The organism is Dongia sp., assembly GCF_041910485.1.
Taxonomy (GTDB): domain Bacteria; phylum Pseudomonadota; class Alphaproteobacteria; order Dongiales; family Dongiaceae; genus Dongia.
In genome coordinates this window covers 152,591-166,998 of the sequence record NZ_JAYRQR010000034.1, presented here as the reverse complement: position 1 = coordinate 166,998, position 14,408 = coordinate 152,591, and the positions used below count along the sequence as shown (strand labels likewise).

General features: G+C 61.2%; 11 protein-coding genes and 1 tRNA gene. 1 reads left to right on the top strand and 11 read right to left on the bottom strand.

Features of this window, described 5'->3' with window-relative positions; all coding sequences use genetic code 11:
* Positions 1-185: 185 nt before the first annotated feature.
* From ACE3PP_RS10810 to ACE3PP_RS10775, 8 genes are all read right to left on the bottom strand, one after another.
* Entirely contained in the window at positions 186-830 is a 645-nt protein-coding gene (locus ACE3PP_RS10810) for a glutathione S-transferase family protein (protein ID WP_374381799.1), read from the bottom strand.
* A 127-nt stretch (positions 831-957) separates the two neighbouring features.
* Positions 958-1,440, bottom strand: coding sequence for a PAS domain-containing protein (locus tag ACE3PP_RS10805; RefSeq protein ID WP_374381796.1), 483 nt, complete (start codon positions 1,438-1,440; stop codon positions 958-960).
* Positions 1,437-2,075, bottom strand: a complete 639-nt coding sequence (locus ACE3PP_RS10800) for a hypothetical protein (protein ID WP_374381793.1) — start codon at positions 2,073-2,075, stop codon at positions 1,437-1,439. The genes ACE3PP_RS10805 and ACE3PP_RS10800 overlap by 4 nt, the downstream gene beginning before the upstream one ends.
* 63 nt (positions 2,076-2,138) lie before the next feature.
* A complete protein-coding gene (locus tag ACE3PP_RS10795) occupies positions 2,139-4,790 on the bottom strand; it encodes a valine--tRNA ligase (RefSeq protein WP_374381790.1) in 2,652 nt (883 codons plus the stop codon).
* A 134-nt stretch (positions 4,791-4,924) separates the two neighbouring features.
* On the bottom strand, positions 4,925-5,668 hold the full coding sequence (locus ACE3PP_RS10790) for a DUF2497 domain-containing protein (protein ID WP_374381787.1): 744 nt from the start codon (positions 5,666-5,668) through the stop codon (positions 4,925-4,927).
* Between the two features lie 213 nt (positions 5,669-5,881).
* Positions 5,882-7,216, bottom strand: coding sequence for a TolC family outer membrane protein (locus tag ACE3PP_RS10785; RefSeq protein ID WP_374381784.1), 1,335 nt, complete (start codon positions 7,214-7,216; stop codon positions 5,882-5,884).
* An 87-nt stretch (positions 7,217-7,303) separates the two neighbouring features.
* Positions 7,304-7,636 (bottom strand): rhodanese-like domain-containing protein, encoded by a 333-nt coding sequence (locus ACE3PP_RS10780; protein ID WP_374381781.1) that lies wholly within the window; start codon positions 7,634-7,636, stop codon positions 7,304-7,306.
* A gap of 4 nt (positions 7,637-7,640) precedes the next feature.
* A complete protein-coding gene (locus ACE3PP_RS10775; protein ID WP_374381778.1) occupies positions 7,641-8,324 on the bottom strand; it encodes a protein-L-isoaspartate O-methyltransferase in 684 nt (227 codons plus the stop codon).
* A gap of 330 nt (positions 8,325-8,654) precedes the next feature.
* Here ACE3PP_RS10775 and ACE3PP_RS10770 point away from each other — a divergent pair.
* Positions 8,655-8,728: transfer RNA gene (locus ACE3PP_RS10770), tRNA-Cys, on the top strand.
* Positions 8,729-8,901: 173 nt separating this feature from the next.
* Here the strand turns inward: ACE3PP_RS10770 and ACE3PP_RS10765 are convergent.
* From ACE3PP_RS10765 to ACE3PP_RS10755, 3 genes are all read right to left on the bottom strand, one after another.
* Positions 8,902-10,290, bottom strand: coding sequence for a TolC family outer membrane protein (locus tag ACE3PP_RS10765; protein WP_374381775.1), 1,389 nt, complete (start codon positions 10,288-10,290; stop codon positions 8,902-8,904).
* Between the two features lie 148 nt (positions 10,291-10,438).
* Positions 10,439-11,767 carry an HlyD family type I secretion periplasmic adaptor subunit gene (locus ACE3PP_RS10760; RefSeq protein WP_374381772.1) on the bottom strand — a complete coding sequence of 443 codons (1,329 nt, stop codon included), beginning with the start codon at positions 11,765-11,767 and terminating at the stop codon, positions 10,439-10,441.
* A 5-nt stretch (positions 11,768-11,772) separates the two neighbouring features.
* On the bottom strand, positions 11,773-14,265 hold the full coding sequence (locus ACE3PP_RS10755; RefSeq protein ID WP_374381770.1) for a type I secretion system permease/ATPase: 2,493 nt from the start codon (positions 14,263-14,265) through the stop codon (positions 11,773-11,775).
* Between the last annotated feature and the right edge of the window lie 143 nt (positions 14,266-14,408).

The following is a 14,408-nucleotide window of genomic DNA, read 5'->3' as shown; positions in this document are numbered from 1 at the left end:
GGCCACCAGATTGGGGACAAGCTCGGCGCGGCGCTGATATTGATTGAGCACCTCTGCCCAGGCCGCGTGCGCGCTCTCTTCCTTCGTCGGAATGGCGTTGATGCTGGAAAATCCCCAGACAAGAAGAGCTGCTACCAAGCCCAGAAGTACAAGTCCGACTGCCCTCATATCACTCTTCCTCTCGCTTACGCTTTCCAATGCGGCGGAATGGTACGCGTATAATATGGCAGGGCCTCGATGCGGTTGAGCCAAGCCTGGATCTGGGCTGGCATCGCATTCCGCGCCACGCCGAAGCCGGGGGCGCGCTCGTCGGCGCGTTGCGCCATGCGGACATAGGGATATGCGGCATAATCGGCCAAGCCGAGTTCGCCGGCGAGGAAATCACCCGTCAGGCACTTGGCCAATCTGTCGAGCTCCTCGGCCATCAGCTTCTTGCTTGCGGCCGACTTGTCCCGGTCACGCTCGGCAGGCGTCAGGTAGACGGCCTGTTCCACCAGTTCATTGCTGGCGGTAGCCAGGTAATTGTCAGCCTCGTTCACCATGCGTCGAACGACAGCGCGTGCCTTGATGTCCTTGGGCAGCAGGGGCCGCTCTGGATAGCGTTCTTCAAGATATTCAATGATGGCCGATGATTCCCACAGGGCAAAGCCATCGTCGAGGATGGCGGGCACACGGCCGCGCGGGTTGATGGCCAGGAATTCCGGTGTCTTGGTGTCGTTGTTGTCGAAGCTGAGACGTCGGGCTTCAAACGGCACCCCTTTGTGTTCCAAGGCCAGCCAGACCTTCCATGCATAGGGTGAACCGGATCCGTAATAGAAGACGATCGACATGCAAACTCCTGAGCATCAGCACGCAACGCAGATCCCGCCAGCTGCGGCGGTTATTTCCCGGTGGGGAGGATAGTCGGCGGCCTCTCGGACAGCCATAGCAATTTCTTGCTGCAACGAAATGTCCCTTTCAAATGAGGATCTTGCTCTTCTCCCCTGGGAGATGACCGGGAATCACGGCGACCATCAGTCGCGTCACCTTACCCTTTGTCCCCAGCGGCAAAATGATCGTTTCCTCGGAAAACGAGGCCTTGTCGAAGGCCCCACGCTTTCGATAGGCGTAGGGTGCGGCCGACCCCACCACCCGGTCGTAGCTGGCCGCAACAAAAGCGCAATATTCCGGCATGCCGAGCTGATCAAGATACTTGCCTGTGTAGTCCATGCCTGAAAGCGAGGCGAGGACTGATCCGTCCAGGCGGAAATAGTACCGCCGAGGTGTCAGTTCCACATCGACGAGCGACAGGTAGCCAAGAACGAACTTGAATTCGCTTGGGTCGATGGTTGCCGGATCTGGCATAGCGTCGGCTCCCCGCTTCTCCCGCCAATATTCAAGCAAGCGGAAAAGGCGCTGATCCCGCAAGGTATCAATGCAGCTTTCCGGGATTTCGGTCATTTGATGTTACTGGCCCAGAAAGGTGCATCCGGTGCCGGTACGCCGCTCAAGGGCTGCATCGGCAACTGCATCAGATAGAAGACCGAAACCGGAGACATATCGCTGATGATGAAGCTGAACTCGGCCTGCTGACCCGGCGCGATCTCTCCACCGCTGAAGCCAAGCGTATCCTCGGGTTCATCGAACCGCTGGATGTTGGAAAAGTTGCTGCGCGTATAGTTCGTGCCGATATACGAGTTCTGACCGAAGCTCAGCCCATCTCCATAGGGCGAGTGACGTGTTGTTACCTCGCGCAGTTCCATCTGGTAGTTGCGCCAGACGCGGTCGCTTTTGTTGATGACGATCTTCTTCACCGCGAAGGCGGAGACGTGCTGCGAGCCGATCCGGTTGCCGAAGTCCCGGCTGAAGTTTCGAATGGTCAGGGCAATGGCGCGATCGCCGCTCACCTCCTCCACCACGACGAACGGGTCGTCCAGAGATCCGCTTCCGGCAACGGAGACGAGGTTGAAGCCCCCTAGTTCGTCAGAAAAGACCAACCCGGCATGGGTGATGGGGGCGGCAAACGGCGCCGCTGGATTGGCAAGGAGAAATACCGCCAGGGCCGTGAAGCCCGCTATCAGGCTGGAGCGCCACATGATCCCCATTATGGCGGCCCCACCGGGTACGGCAAGGGCCTGCCAAAATGGTGTGGCTTTACGCTAGATCGACGCCAATCGGTCCAGCGCTTGCGCCAGCTTCCCCTTGGCCAATTCATACTCGGCCAGGCGTTGGCGCTGCTCTTCCACGACTTCCGGATCGGCCTTGGCGACGAACTGCGCGTTGCCCAGCTTCCGGGTGATCTTTTCCGCCTCACCGGCAGCCTTATCCAGTTCCTTCTTCAGGCGCGCCTGTTCCTTGGCAACATCGATGATGCCGGCAAGCGGCAACAGGATGGTCGCCTCGTCGAGGACGATCTGGGCGGCGCCTTTCGGTGCCTCGCCAGTCAGAAAATCGATCCGGTCGGCCCGGGCAAGGCGGCGGATGAGGTCGCCATAGGCCCGGATGCGCCCCTCTGTGTGCGACGCAGCATCGCGCAGGATGATCTGCACCTGCGTTGCCGGCGGAACATTCATTTCGGCCCGCAGGGTGCGGACTTCGGAAACAAGGCGGATGACCCAGTCGAGATCGCCGCCGGCCTCGGCATCGATCGGCAGCTTAGAGAAATCCGGCCAGGGCTCCGAGATCAGCAGCGAGGTGTTGCCACTGCCGAGCTGCGGCCACAGCTCTTCGGTGATGAACGGCATGAAGGGGTGCAGCAGATGGAGCAGCTGCCCCAGCACCCACGCGGTGCAGGCGCGGGTTTCAGCCTTCAGAGCTGCATCTTCACCTTGAATGATCGGCTTGGTGAATTCGACGTACCAATCGCAGAACTCGTTCCAGATGCAGCGATAGAGGGCGGCCGCCGCGTCATTGTAGCGGTACTGCGCCATGGCCTGGTCAATGGCCTGGGTGCAGGCAGCCAAGCGCCCGATCATCCAGCGGTTGACTGCTGCCTGTACCTTGGCGGGATCGAAGGCGGGATCCGCCTGGCATTCGTTCATCAGGCAGAAGCGCGTCGCGTTCCAAAGCTTGGTCGCGAAGTTGCGATAACCCTCGACGCGCTGCTCCGACATCTTGATGTCGCGCCCCTGCGCCGCCAGGGCCGTCAACGTGAAGCGCAGCGCGTCGCAGCCATATTTGTCGATGAGGTCGAGCGGGTCGATGACATTGCCCTTCGACTTCGACATCTTCTGGCCATGCTCGTCTCGGACCAGCGCATGGATGTAGATGGTGCGGAACGGCACATCGCCCATGAAGTGGATGCCCATCATCATCATGCGGGCGACCCAGAAGAAGATGATGTCGAACCCGGTGACCAGGACATCGCCCGGATAGTAACGGGCGAGTTCCGGCGTCTTTTCGGGCCAGCCCAGGGTCGAAAAGGGCCACAGCGCCGACGAGAACCAGGTGTCGAGCACGTCGGGGTCGCGCGTCAGCTCGACCACCTTGCCGTAATGCGCCGTCGCCGCGGCCTGCGCTTCTGTTTCGTCGAGGGCCACGAAGACTTCGCCGTCCGGCCCGAACCAGGCAGGAATCTGATGGCCCCACCAAAGCTGGCGCGAGATGCACCAGGGCTGGATGTTGCGCATCCAGTCGTAATAGGTGTTCTCCCACTGCTTGGGCACGAAGACGGTCCTGCCCTCCTCCACCGCCTTGATCGCCGGTTGCGCCAGCGTGTGCGCGTCGCAATACCATTGGTCGGTGAGCCAGGGTTCGATGACGACGCCGGAGCGATCGCCAAAGGGCAGCATCAAGGTGTGATCGTCGATCTTCTCGATGAGATCGAGCGCGCCGAGATCCTCGAGCACCTGATCGCGCGCCTTGAAGCGGTCGAGCCCGCGATACTTCTCCGGCACGTTCTCATTGAGCTTCGCATCGCGGTCGAAGATGTTGATCATCGGCAGATTGTGGCGCCGACCGACCTCGAAATCGTTGAAATCGTGCGCGGGCGTAATCTTCACGGCCCCGGAGCCGGTCTCCGGATCGGCATGCTCGTCGGCGACGACCGGGATGAGCCGATCGCACAGCGGCAGGCGCAGGTTCTTGCCGATGAGATCCTTGTAACGATCATCCTCGGCATTCACGGCCACCGCCGTGTCACCCAGCATCGTCTCGGGTCGCGTCGTCGCCACGACCAGGAAGCGGCCGGGCTGGCCCTCGACCGGATAGCGCAGGTGCCAGAGCTTGCCCTTGGTTTCCTTCTGCACGACCTCGAGGTCGGAGATGGCCGTGTGCAGCTTCGGGTCCCAATTGACCAGGCGCTTGTCGCGATAGATGAGGCCCTGGCGATAGAGGTCGACGAACACCTTGCGGACGGCGTTGTTGAGCCCTTCGTCCATCGTGAAGCGTTCACGCGGCCAATCGGGCGACGCGCCGAGGCGGCGCAGCTGACGCGTGATCGTCCCGCCGGATTCAGCCTTCCACTCCCAGACCTTCTCCAGGAACTTTTCCCGGCCGAGATCCGTGCGCTTGACGCCCTTTTCGCCGAGCTGCCGCTCGACCACCATCTGCGTGGCGATGCCGGCATGGTCGGTGCCGGGCTGCCACAGCGCGTCGCGGCCCTTCATGCGCTCGTATCGGATCAGGATGTCCTGCAGCGTGAAGGTCAGTGCATGGCCCATATGCAGGCTGCCCGTCACGTTGGGCGGCGGCATCATGATGGTGAACGGCGCCTTGTTGGCATTCGGCTGGGCGGCAAAGGCCCCCGACTGCTCCCAAGCGGCATAGTGCTTCTTCTCAACCTCGGCAGGTTGGAACGTCTTTTCCAGCATTGCTGGGCAACCTCTGATTTCGGATTTCAATAGTCGCGGGCAGTTATAGCGATCCGGTGACGGCAGTCAAACCTGACCGCCGGCCCTGGCGACAACCGGAAAAAATCCCACGAAAGAAGCGCTTAGGTGGCGTCCTAGCTGAGCTCGGCCTTGCGCGACAGCCGCTCCACCTCGCGGCGGACGAGCCGCTCGACGATTTCTTGGAGGTGTTCGTCGAGCCAATCCTTGAGCATCGGTTCGATCGCCTGGCGCACCAGGGTCTCAACCAGCAGCCCATCAATCGCCGAAGCGCGCTGGCTGGTGCTGACAGCCTTGCGGGCAACCAGCTGCGCCATGGTGGCGGCGCTGGCGGCCGCGACGCCCGGAGAAACGAGATCGCCTTCTTCCTCCGACCCCATTGATGGAGCAGCGGCAGCCTGCGGCGCCATCGGCTCTTCGACGTCGAGTTCGATGTCCTCGATCGGGGCTGGGGCCACCGGTTCCGGCTCAGGCAGAGAGGCCAAAGCGACGGGCTCCGGCTCCAACTGAATTTCGGGCTCGGGTTCCGGCTCCGGCATCGGTTCTGCTTCCGGCTCCGGCTCGGGTTCCGGCATGGGTGGCGGCGCTGGCTCGGCGGCCTTTGCAGGCGGCGGTGCGGGTGGCGCGGCAGGTTCTTCCTTCAACTCGACGACATTGCTGTCGCCGACGACCATATCCGTCAGGACGAGCGCATCGTCATCATCCGCTTCGGCTTCGGCCTCGGCCGGTTCCTCGGGGGCATGACCATTGACAGCCGGTGCCGGCTGCTCCTTCGGCTCACCGTCTTCAGAAATGATACGCCGAATGGAGGCAAGGATTTCCTCCATAGACGGTTCTTGATTGCCCTTGGCGTCCGACATTCACCAATCCCTGACCGGGTTTTGCTCGTCCGGCCTCGAAGCCCGGAATCACCGACACGCAATCCCCATGCCGACCGAGTCGCCCCCAGCTATGACGGCTATCGTAACGTCTTTATTGGCATTTCTCAAGAAATGGGAATTCCAGGCCTGGGTTCCACTAGATGTGGCCAGCAGAAGGGGCCGGTCGGTTGACGTCCGACCGGCCTGCACATCTCACTCGACCGAGGCGCCCGTCCCGAAGAACTTGTTGCGCACGTCGTCATAATGCTTGGTCGGGTCATAGACACCCACATTGAGCGCGAGGTTCGTCGCCGTCAGACGGCCGACCGCCGCCAGCACCTGGTAACGGGCAACGACCAGGTTGGTCTGGGCCTGAACCAAACTGACCTTCGCGTTCAGCGCCTCGAGCTCGGCGTCCAACACGTCGAGCACGGTACGCGCGCCCACCTGCTGCTCCTGCTTGACGCCATCGAGCGCCACTTCCGTGGCTCTCACCTGTTCCTTGAATGATTCAATCTGCGCCAACGCGGTTTCATAGGTCTGCCATGCGTCGACCGCGGTTTGCTCACCGGCACGCATCGCCTCATCGATCTGGCGGCGCGTCTGCTGGTAGGTCTGCTTCGACTGACGAACCCGCGCATCCGGCCCACCGGCCTGATAGAGCGGTACACGCAGCACACCCATCACCTGACCGACATCTTGCGATTGATCCGGCGAGCTTTGCTCTTCGCTACGGGTCCAAGACCCCTCCACCGACAAAGTCGGCAGCAGTTCCGAGAAGGCGACGTCGATGTCGTCCTTGGCCGCTTCCGACGAATATTTGGCGGCAACCACGGCCGGCGTATTCACCGACTGGGCAACGGCTTCTTCCTTGGTGGCAGGAAGGTCTATTTGAACTTCCGGCATCTTCAGATCCGTCGGCTCTTCACCGACAACCTGCCGGTAGACCGCGATCGAGGCCGTCAAATTCCCTTCGGCTGCAATACGGTCGGCAATAGCGCCCTGCAAGCGCGATTCGGCCTGGGCGACGTCGGTACGCGTCACCTCGCCGGCATCGAAGCGATCACGCGTCGCCTGCAATTGCTGGCCGATGACATTTTCGTTGTTGCGGTTGAGTTCGAGCACGGCCTTGTCGCGCACGACCTGCATATAGGCCTGAACCGCCTGCAGCAGAACGCGCTGCTCCGTGTCGGCCAGATTGGCCCGTCCGGACAGCACGCGGTTCTCGGCGGCCGAGGTCGATGAAACGGTTTCGAAGCCGCTGAACACCGGTTGCGAAACGGTCACGCTGAACTGGCGCGAATTCAGGTTCTGATCAAGCAGCATCGGCGTGTTCTGTTCGATCCACGTCTTGCCGCCCTGGGCTTCGCCGACGACCGTCGGGCGCCAGCCGGAGAGTGCTTCGGGTACGCGCTCGTCAACGGCACGCAACTGAGCGCGCGCTGCTTCCAGGGTCGGATTGCCGGCATAAGCTTGAGCCAGCGCTTCATTGAGATCGACGGCGCTGGCGGGCGCGGCGATGATACCGGTCAACATCAGCGCAAGCATTGCTGTTGCCGAATTTGCAAAAAGTCGCCGCTGCATGGTCTTCACTCCGTCCCTTCTTATCGAGGTATTTCCGAATGGCCAGGCGCCTTAGTACCTGGCCATGTTGCTGTCTATTTCACGGGCCCAAGCATCAATCCCTCCACCGAGATTGATCGCATTCTCGAACCCGTTCTGACGCAGCCACATCGTAACATGCAGGCTGCGGGCGCCATGATGACAAATCACCACCAACGGCACCTCGGTTGATAGCGCGCCGACTTGGCCTGGCAGATCGGCCATCGGGATGGGCTGGCTGCGTTCAATCTGGCACAGCTCAACTTCCCAAGGCTCGCGTACGTCGATCATTTGAAGCGTCGAGCCTTGCGCCAAAAGATCGTGCAGCTCTTTGACGCTTAATTGCAGCTTGTCGGGCGCCGACACGATATTAAAACGCGAATCTCGGCGTCGGCTCGAAACCAGCCAGCAATGGGGTGTTGGCATCAAACAAGATACGTGTACCGACCGTTCCGCCATCCCCGCGCGTCATCAGGACGGCGCGACCGGCTGTAATGTTGTCTTCACGCAGAACTGTCGCCAGGCGGCCGCCAATCTTCAACTGATCCAACAGAGACCCCGGCACCTCGCCAACCGACCCTTCAACCAATATGGCGGCATAGGGGCCGGCCTGGGCGTGACCATTTGCGAGCGCGCCGGACACAAGTGTGACATGGAGGCCGGCAAGACCGTTCCGCGCGGTTTCGGCAAGCCCTTGAGCGTCTTCCAACGCAACGACACTGGCACCGAGCCGCGCCAGCAATGCCGCGCTATAGCCCCCGGCGGCACCGACTATCAGCACCTTCTCGCCGGGCTGAACATTGAGCGCCTGGATCAGGCGCGCGAGCACCATGGGTTCCACCAAATAGCGGCCGTTGCCGACCGGCAGATCGTCATCGATATAGGCACGGGCGCGTATATCGGCAGGAACGAAATTCTCCCGGGGGATGGCGACAAGGGCCTCGATCAATCGCTCGTCGGTGACCTTGTTCGTCCGAATTTGACCGTCGACCATGAACTGCCGCGCCGCTACGAAATCACTCGCTGCGGAACTGCCTGCCGCTACCGTCACCATTTCACACCCCTTGGACTAGTTCAGCCGCGGCCTACACAGACTGCCAGACCTACAGACTGCCAGCCGTTTCGTGCGCCTGATTGTCAGCCTCGATTCCACGAGACCAACTGACTGGTCAGTTTTATAGCGGCTCCACTGCACTGCGACAAGACGCCGAGCCAGGATTGCAGCTTCAAGCAGCTCCACGCCGGTGAAAATCATGCCACAAAAACAGATAGATGATGCGCCGCTTTTTAGGGATTGCAGGGCGTGCTCACCCTTGACCCTGCCCCGCTACAGGCTCTATACGTGCGCTGCCTTTCGGCGCGGAAAGAATCCGTCGCGCCCGCAGGCCCGGTGGCAGAGTGGCCATGCAGAGGACTGCAAATCCTCGTACGTCGGTTCGATTCCGGCCCGGGCCTCCAACGGCCCTCACCCCACACCAGACATCAGTCCTAACGGTTGCCGCGTTTCCAGAACGCCACCGAGTGCCAATCACTGGTTCATCGGACGAATCCTCACGCCTCAATGAAAGCAAAAGAAAAGCCCCGCAGCGAAAGCTGCGGGGCTCTTCCTAAACACTGACCGGACCAGCCGATTACTCGGCGTAGTTGACCTCGTCCGGGGTCGCTTCTGCCGGCATCTGGGCGCCGACATACTGAACCAGCTCGCCCTGAGCCGCGACGATGCGGAAGTTGGCGAATGTCTCGAACGAGCGCGACGAGATCAAATCATCCTTCGAGAGGAAGAGATCGTTGGCGGCATCGAGCAGATCGAGCAGACCGCGCTGGCCGATATCGAACTGCTGCTGATAGACGTCCTTGGTCTGCTGGTTGGCATCAACCTGCTTTTCCAGGTTGGCGATGCTCTCCTGCTGGGTCTGACGATCGGCCCATGACACGCGGACATCTTCTTCAACTTCGCGCTCGCGCTGACGAAGTTGCTCAAGCTGCTCGTTGATGTGCTCCTTGAACTCCTTCGAGCGGGCGATATCGGCGCCGCCGCGGTAGAGGTTGTACTGGATGTTCACCAGAGCAGCCGCATTGTAGGTGTTGTCTTCACGGCCATTGGCGTGCTGAGCGGTGTTGCCCGTCAGACGCAGTTCAACTTGCGGCCAGAAAACCGATTCTTCGATATCGAGATCGGATTCAGCGACCTGGATATCATGCTTTTCCAGGAGAACCTTCGGGTTCACCTGAAGACCGCGCGCGACCGACTGCTCGACATCGGCCGGGATCGGCATGTCGCTGTCGGTCATGACAGGTTGAAGGTCGGCGGCCGGCTGACCGATAACGCGTTGGAAGGTCGCCTGCGCGTTGCGGAGGTCGCCCTGGATCTGGATGAGGCTGGAACGTGCGGTAGCAAGACGCGCTTCAGCCTGACGGACGTCAGCGATGTTGCCGCCGCCGAGTTCAGCGCGCTTCTGCACAAGGCCGAGGATCTCTTCGTGCGCACGGACGTTCTCTTCGGCGTTCGTAACGCGCTCAGTGTGGCGCAGCACGTCGAGATAGACCTGAACGGCATCGAGCGATTGCACCTGCGCTTCGTCCTGGATGCGCTCGGCCTGCGAACGGATGCGACCGATCTGCTTTTCGACTTGGCTGTCGATGTTGCCACCGTCGAAGATCGGCTGCTGCAGGCTGATCTGAGCGTTCTGGGTAAAGAGAACACGGCCCTTGTCGTGCGGTCGTTGGTTCAGCGTGGCATCCGGATGGTCGGTGCCGCCATTCTCCGAGAACTCCGGACCGGCGTTAAATTCAGCGTCGATCTGCGGCAGGTAGAGGCCACGCGCTTGGCGCAGTTCATGATCGATTGACCGGCGGTTCTTCACCTGCTCGCCAACAGTCGGGTTGGTCGTCACGACAAGCTGGATCGCTTCCTTCAGCGACATCGCTTGCGCGCCGTTGATGCCTACGCCGAAAGTCGTGCCGACCACGGCGCCCAGCAGCAGCGCCTTCGTGATGCGCGTCCGCTTTACTTCAATCATGCTCGCTACCCCCAAAAAGATGGTCCCGACTTTTCGATTCTCACGATTCGCCGTCGGGTTGACAACCAGTTTAGCCGTTAATCATATTTTAAGGCAATTCCACGGAAAGCTTTTTACCTGATTTACCCACTTGATGCAGCAAATTTTTTTAGCGTTCCGTTAACGCTTGCTCGCGCGCTTTCAGGATCGGTTTCAGCAAATATTCTAGGACAGTTTTCTTTCCGGTAAGGATGTCGACCGAGGCAGTCATACCCGGAATGATAGGCAAATCCTGACCTTCCTTACCAATCAAGAAGTTCTTATCCGTTCGGACTCGCACGCGAAAATAAAGCTCCTTTTTCTCATTCTCGATCGCGTCGGCGCTGATATCCTCAACGACACCGTCCAAGCCGCCATAGATCGAGAAGTCATAGGCTGTGATCTTGACCTTGGCCTTCTGCCCCGGCGCGATAAAACCGCGATCCTGAGGTCGAATATTAGCCTCAATCAATAGGTTATCCTCAATCGGGACGATTTCCATGATATCCTGGGCTGGCTGGATAACGCCGCCGATGGTGCGGATCTTGATGTCCTTGACCGTACCTTTGACCGGAGACAGGACTTCCGTCCGCCGGACCTTGGCGCCGGCATCCTTCATGGATTCCTTCACCGTCGAGAGGTCGGCCTGGTGCTTGGCGATTTCTTGGGCAGATTGGGCACGATAGGTCTGCACTGCCTCCGCAAGCTTCGACTGGGCGGCCTGCAAGGCAGCTTGCGCCGCTGGGCGTTCCGCCTGAGCGTTTTCGATATCGGCCTGGAACTGCTGCACCTGCTGCTGCCCCTCGAGCACTTCGTTTTCGCCGGCACCACCTGCGGCCCGCAGCTTGATCAGATTGTCCAGCCGCTTTTGCGCCGTGCCGATGAGGCTGCGGGCGGATTTGATCTTGGTGTCTATAGCCCGCACCTCCTGCTGGCGCTGGCTGACTTCATCGTTGAGGGTTGCCTGCTGCGATCGCAGCTGCGCAAAGCGGACGGTAAACTGGCCCTTCTCGGCAGCAACTTTCTCGGGATATTTCTCGACAAGGTCGGCTGGGAACGGGATATCGTCCGCCGACTTCACGCCGTCGATTTCCGCCTGCAAGCGCGCAATGGCCGCTTCGGCGATGTAGTAGCGCTGGGTCAGCTCGGCAAGGCTCGCAACGGCCGTGTCGTTCCGGATGATGAGGATGGGCTGCCCCTTCTCCACCGTCTGACCGTCGCGCACCTTCATGTCTTCCAGAATACCGCCATCGAGGCTCTGGATGACCTGGGTTTGACTGGAAGGGACGACCTTCGCCTCGCCGCGGGTGATGACGTCGAGCACGGCGTAGTTCGACCACACGACGAAGACCGCGGCCACCGTGAAGATCGCCAGCAGCAGCAGATGGCTGAAAATGCGCGTGCCTTCCTTTTCGGAAGTCGCGGGATCGATCCAGAGATCTTTATTGGTAATCGCCATGTGCCTTAGCCTTCATTGGCGCGGATGCGCCCCTTCATGAGTGCATCGAGAACGCCTGCCTTGGGACCATCGGCGACGACTTTGCCACGATCGAGCACGATCAGGCGGTCGACCAGCGACAGCATCGAATTGCGGTGCGTAACCAGCAGCATCGTCTTGCCCTGGGTGATTTCGCCAAGGCGCGCCTTGAAAGCGTTCTCGGTCGAATTGTCCATCGAGCTGGTCGGCTCGTCGAGCAGCAGGATCGGCGGGTTGAGCAGCATCGCACGCGCCACGGCGACCGACTGCCGCTGGCCACCGGACAGATAGCGGCCATTTTCGCCCACGGGCATGTCATAGCCTGACGGGTGCTGGCGCACGAACTGGTCGACACCGGCGAGTGTCGCTGCGCGGATCACAGAGTCCTCGTCCACATAAGGCGCGCCAAGCGTGATGTTGTCCTTGACCGAGCCAAAGAAGAGATGCGGATCCTGCAGGACGCAGCCGACGCTCTGCCGGAGGTCGGTCGGATCGAGCTGACGGATGTCGACGCCATCAATCAGCACCGCACCCTCGGTCGGCTCGAACAGGCCCAGCACGAGACGTTCGATGGTGGTCTTGCCCGAACCGATGCGGCCGACGATGCCGACGCGCTCGCCGGGCTGGATGCGGAATGAGACACCATCCAGAGCCGCCACCTGGGCATTCGGATATTTGAACTGGACGTTCCGGAACTCGATCGCGCCCTCGATGATCGGGCGGCGCAGGAACACCTTGCCGTGCGGGCGCTCGATGGGCAGCGCCATCATGCGGTTGAGGCCCTTGAGCGAGGTCCAGGATTGATGGAACCGCACGATCAGGCCCGCAATCTGCCCCAGCGGCGCCATGGCGCGGCTGGTCAGCATCGACGCGGCCACCATCGCACCGGTGGTGAGGGCTGGCGTGTTCGAGGCCGGGTCGTGGGTGAAGATCTTGTAGCAGGCGACGATGATGACGCCGGCAAAGGCCAGGTTCGATGACATCATCACGAAGTTCACGGCGATGGTCGACCAGAAACGCGACGTCTTGGCCGATTCCGACGAGGCGGCGACATAGCCGTCCCAATCGCGCTGCAACTGGCCTTCGGCCGAGCTCGCCTTGATCATGTCGAGGCCATTGATGGCTTCGACCAGGGTCGCGTGTTTCTGCGCGCTTTCGCGATAGGACCGTTCGACCGCGCGCTTCATCGGGATCTGCACCAGGACCGAGACGGCGATGACGATCGGGATGAGGACCGCCGGGACGACCGCCACTTCACCCGCCACCACCCAGACGATGATCAGGAAGATGAAGACGAAGGGCAGATCGATGATCGCCGACAGTGTCGCCGAGGTGAAGAAATCGCGCAGCGATTCATAGGATTGGATATTGCTGGCAAAGGCGCCGGCCGATTGTGGGCCCGCCGCCATGCGGATCGAGAGCATCTGCTGGAAGAGCGCCGACGAAACCTTCCGGTCGAGCGACTTGCCGGCCATGTCCAGGAAGTAGGCGCGCAGCGTGCGCAGCACGAAATCAAAGAAGAAGACCAGCAGGACACCGGCTGCCAGCATCAGCAGCGTTTCCTCGGCCTTGTTCGGGACGACGCGGTCATAGACCTGCATCGAGAACAGCGATGTGCCGATGGTGAAAAGGTTGACCAGCAACGCTGCGACCACGACCTCCAGATAGACCGGGGTGTAGCGCATGACATTGGCCCAGAACCAGTTGCGGCCCTTGGCTTCCGTCATGTCGGCAGTACGGTTGTCGAGGCGGATTTTCGGCCGCACGACCAGCATCTGGCCGGTATAGAGCTCGACCAGCGACGACAGGGCCACAGTGTGCGAACCGTCCATCGTATCGGGCGTCGCCACCTCGACCTGGCCGTTCTTCGGCACCGACAGCATCACGCAGGCCTTGCGGTCCTTCAACAGCAGGACCGCCGGCAGGGTCATGGAATCGACCTTGTCGAGCTTCTTGCGGATCTTGTTCGCAGCCAGGCCGACACGGTCGGCGGCGCGCAGGAAGAGATCGGGCGTCAGCCCCTCCTCCGAAATCGGCAGGCCGTGCGAGATCGCGGCGGGCGAGCGGGGATTGGCAAAGATGCGAGTGAGGATGACCAGGCACGAAAGCAGCGGATCGTCGCGCATCGCGGGGCCGGAATATTCGGCCGGCGGGGACGCCGGTGCCGCTTGCGCAGCCGGTGCCATGTTGAGCTTCATGCCCGGGGGCAATCCACCCGGCACACCAGCTGCTGGTGCAGCGCCCGACCCCGCGGGCGGCACGGGGCCATGGCCGCCACCGCCACCAGCCTGGGGAGTAGCTGACTGAGGCGTACCCGGCTGGGCACCCGCCGCGGTTGCATTTGCCATCGCAGCCTGCACTGCTGCCGCTGGATTTGGCGCCGCCGAACCGGCTGCCGGCTTCACACCGGGATTCGTGGGAGCGGAAGAAGTGCTGGCAGCATTGGCGCCGGGCTGGCCGGCGGTCGGGCTCGATGACATCAGCTGAAGTCCAATTCTTTCAGGCCGTTCGGCGCGCCTTTTACCATATTTTGGGGCGCGCGTAAGGCGGTGCTATGTGATCCAGGGCACGTATTTCAAGAAAAGTGGCGGAGCCGCCAAAGGGGGAAAAAGGGAGCCAAAAA

What these genes read in the sequence shown, in the direction of transcription:
- ACE3PP_RS10785 (WP_374381784.1), bottom strand. Translation starts at nt 7,216, where the DNA reads ATGCTTGCGCTGATGTTGACCGGTATCATCGCCGCGCCCGCCAGCGCC.
- ACE3PP_RS10775 (WP_374381778.1), bottom strand. Translation starts at nt 8,324, where the DNA reads ATGGTGACGGTAGCGGCAGGCAGTTCCGCAGCGAGTGATTTCGTAGCG.
- ACE3PP_RS10755 (WP_374381770.1), bottom strand. Translation starts at nt 14,265, where the DNA reads ATGTCATCGAGCCCGACCGCCGGCCAGCCCGGCGCCAATGCTGCCAGC.
- ACE3PP_RS10805 (WP_374381796.1), bottom strand. Translation starts at nt 1,440, where the DNA reads ATGACCGAAATCCCGGAAAGCTGCATTGATACCTTGCGGGATCAGCGC.
- ACE3PP_RS10795 (WP_374381790.1), bottom strand. Translation starts at nt 4,790, where the DNA reads ATGCTGGAAAAGACGTTCCAACCTGCCGAGGTTGAGAAGAAGCACTAT.
- ACE3PP_RS10760 (WP_374381772.1), bottom strand. Translation starts at nt 11,767, where the DNA reads ATGGCGATTACCAATAAAGATCTCTGGATCGATCCCGCGACTTCCGAA.
- ACE3PP_RS10790 (WP_374381787.1), bottom strand. Translation starts at nt 5,668, where the DNA reads ATGTCGGACGCCAAGGGCAATCAAGAACCGTCTATGGAGGAAATCCTT.
- ACE3PP_RS10800 (WP_374381793.1), bottom strand. Translation starts at nt 2,075, where the DNA reads ATGTGGCGCTCCAGCCTGATAGCGGGCTTCACGGCCCTGGCGGTATTT.
- ACE3PP_RS10810 (WP_374381799.1), bottom strand. Translation starts at nt 830, where the DNA reads ATGTCGATCGTCTTCTATTACGGATCCGGTTCACCCTATGCATGGAAG.
- ACE3PP_RS10765 (WP_374381775.1), bottom strand. Translation starts at nt 10,290, where the DNA reads ATGATTGAAGTAAAGCGGACGCGCATCACGAAGGCGCTGCTGCTGGGC.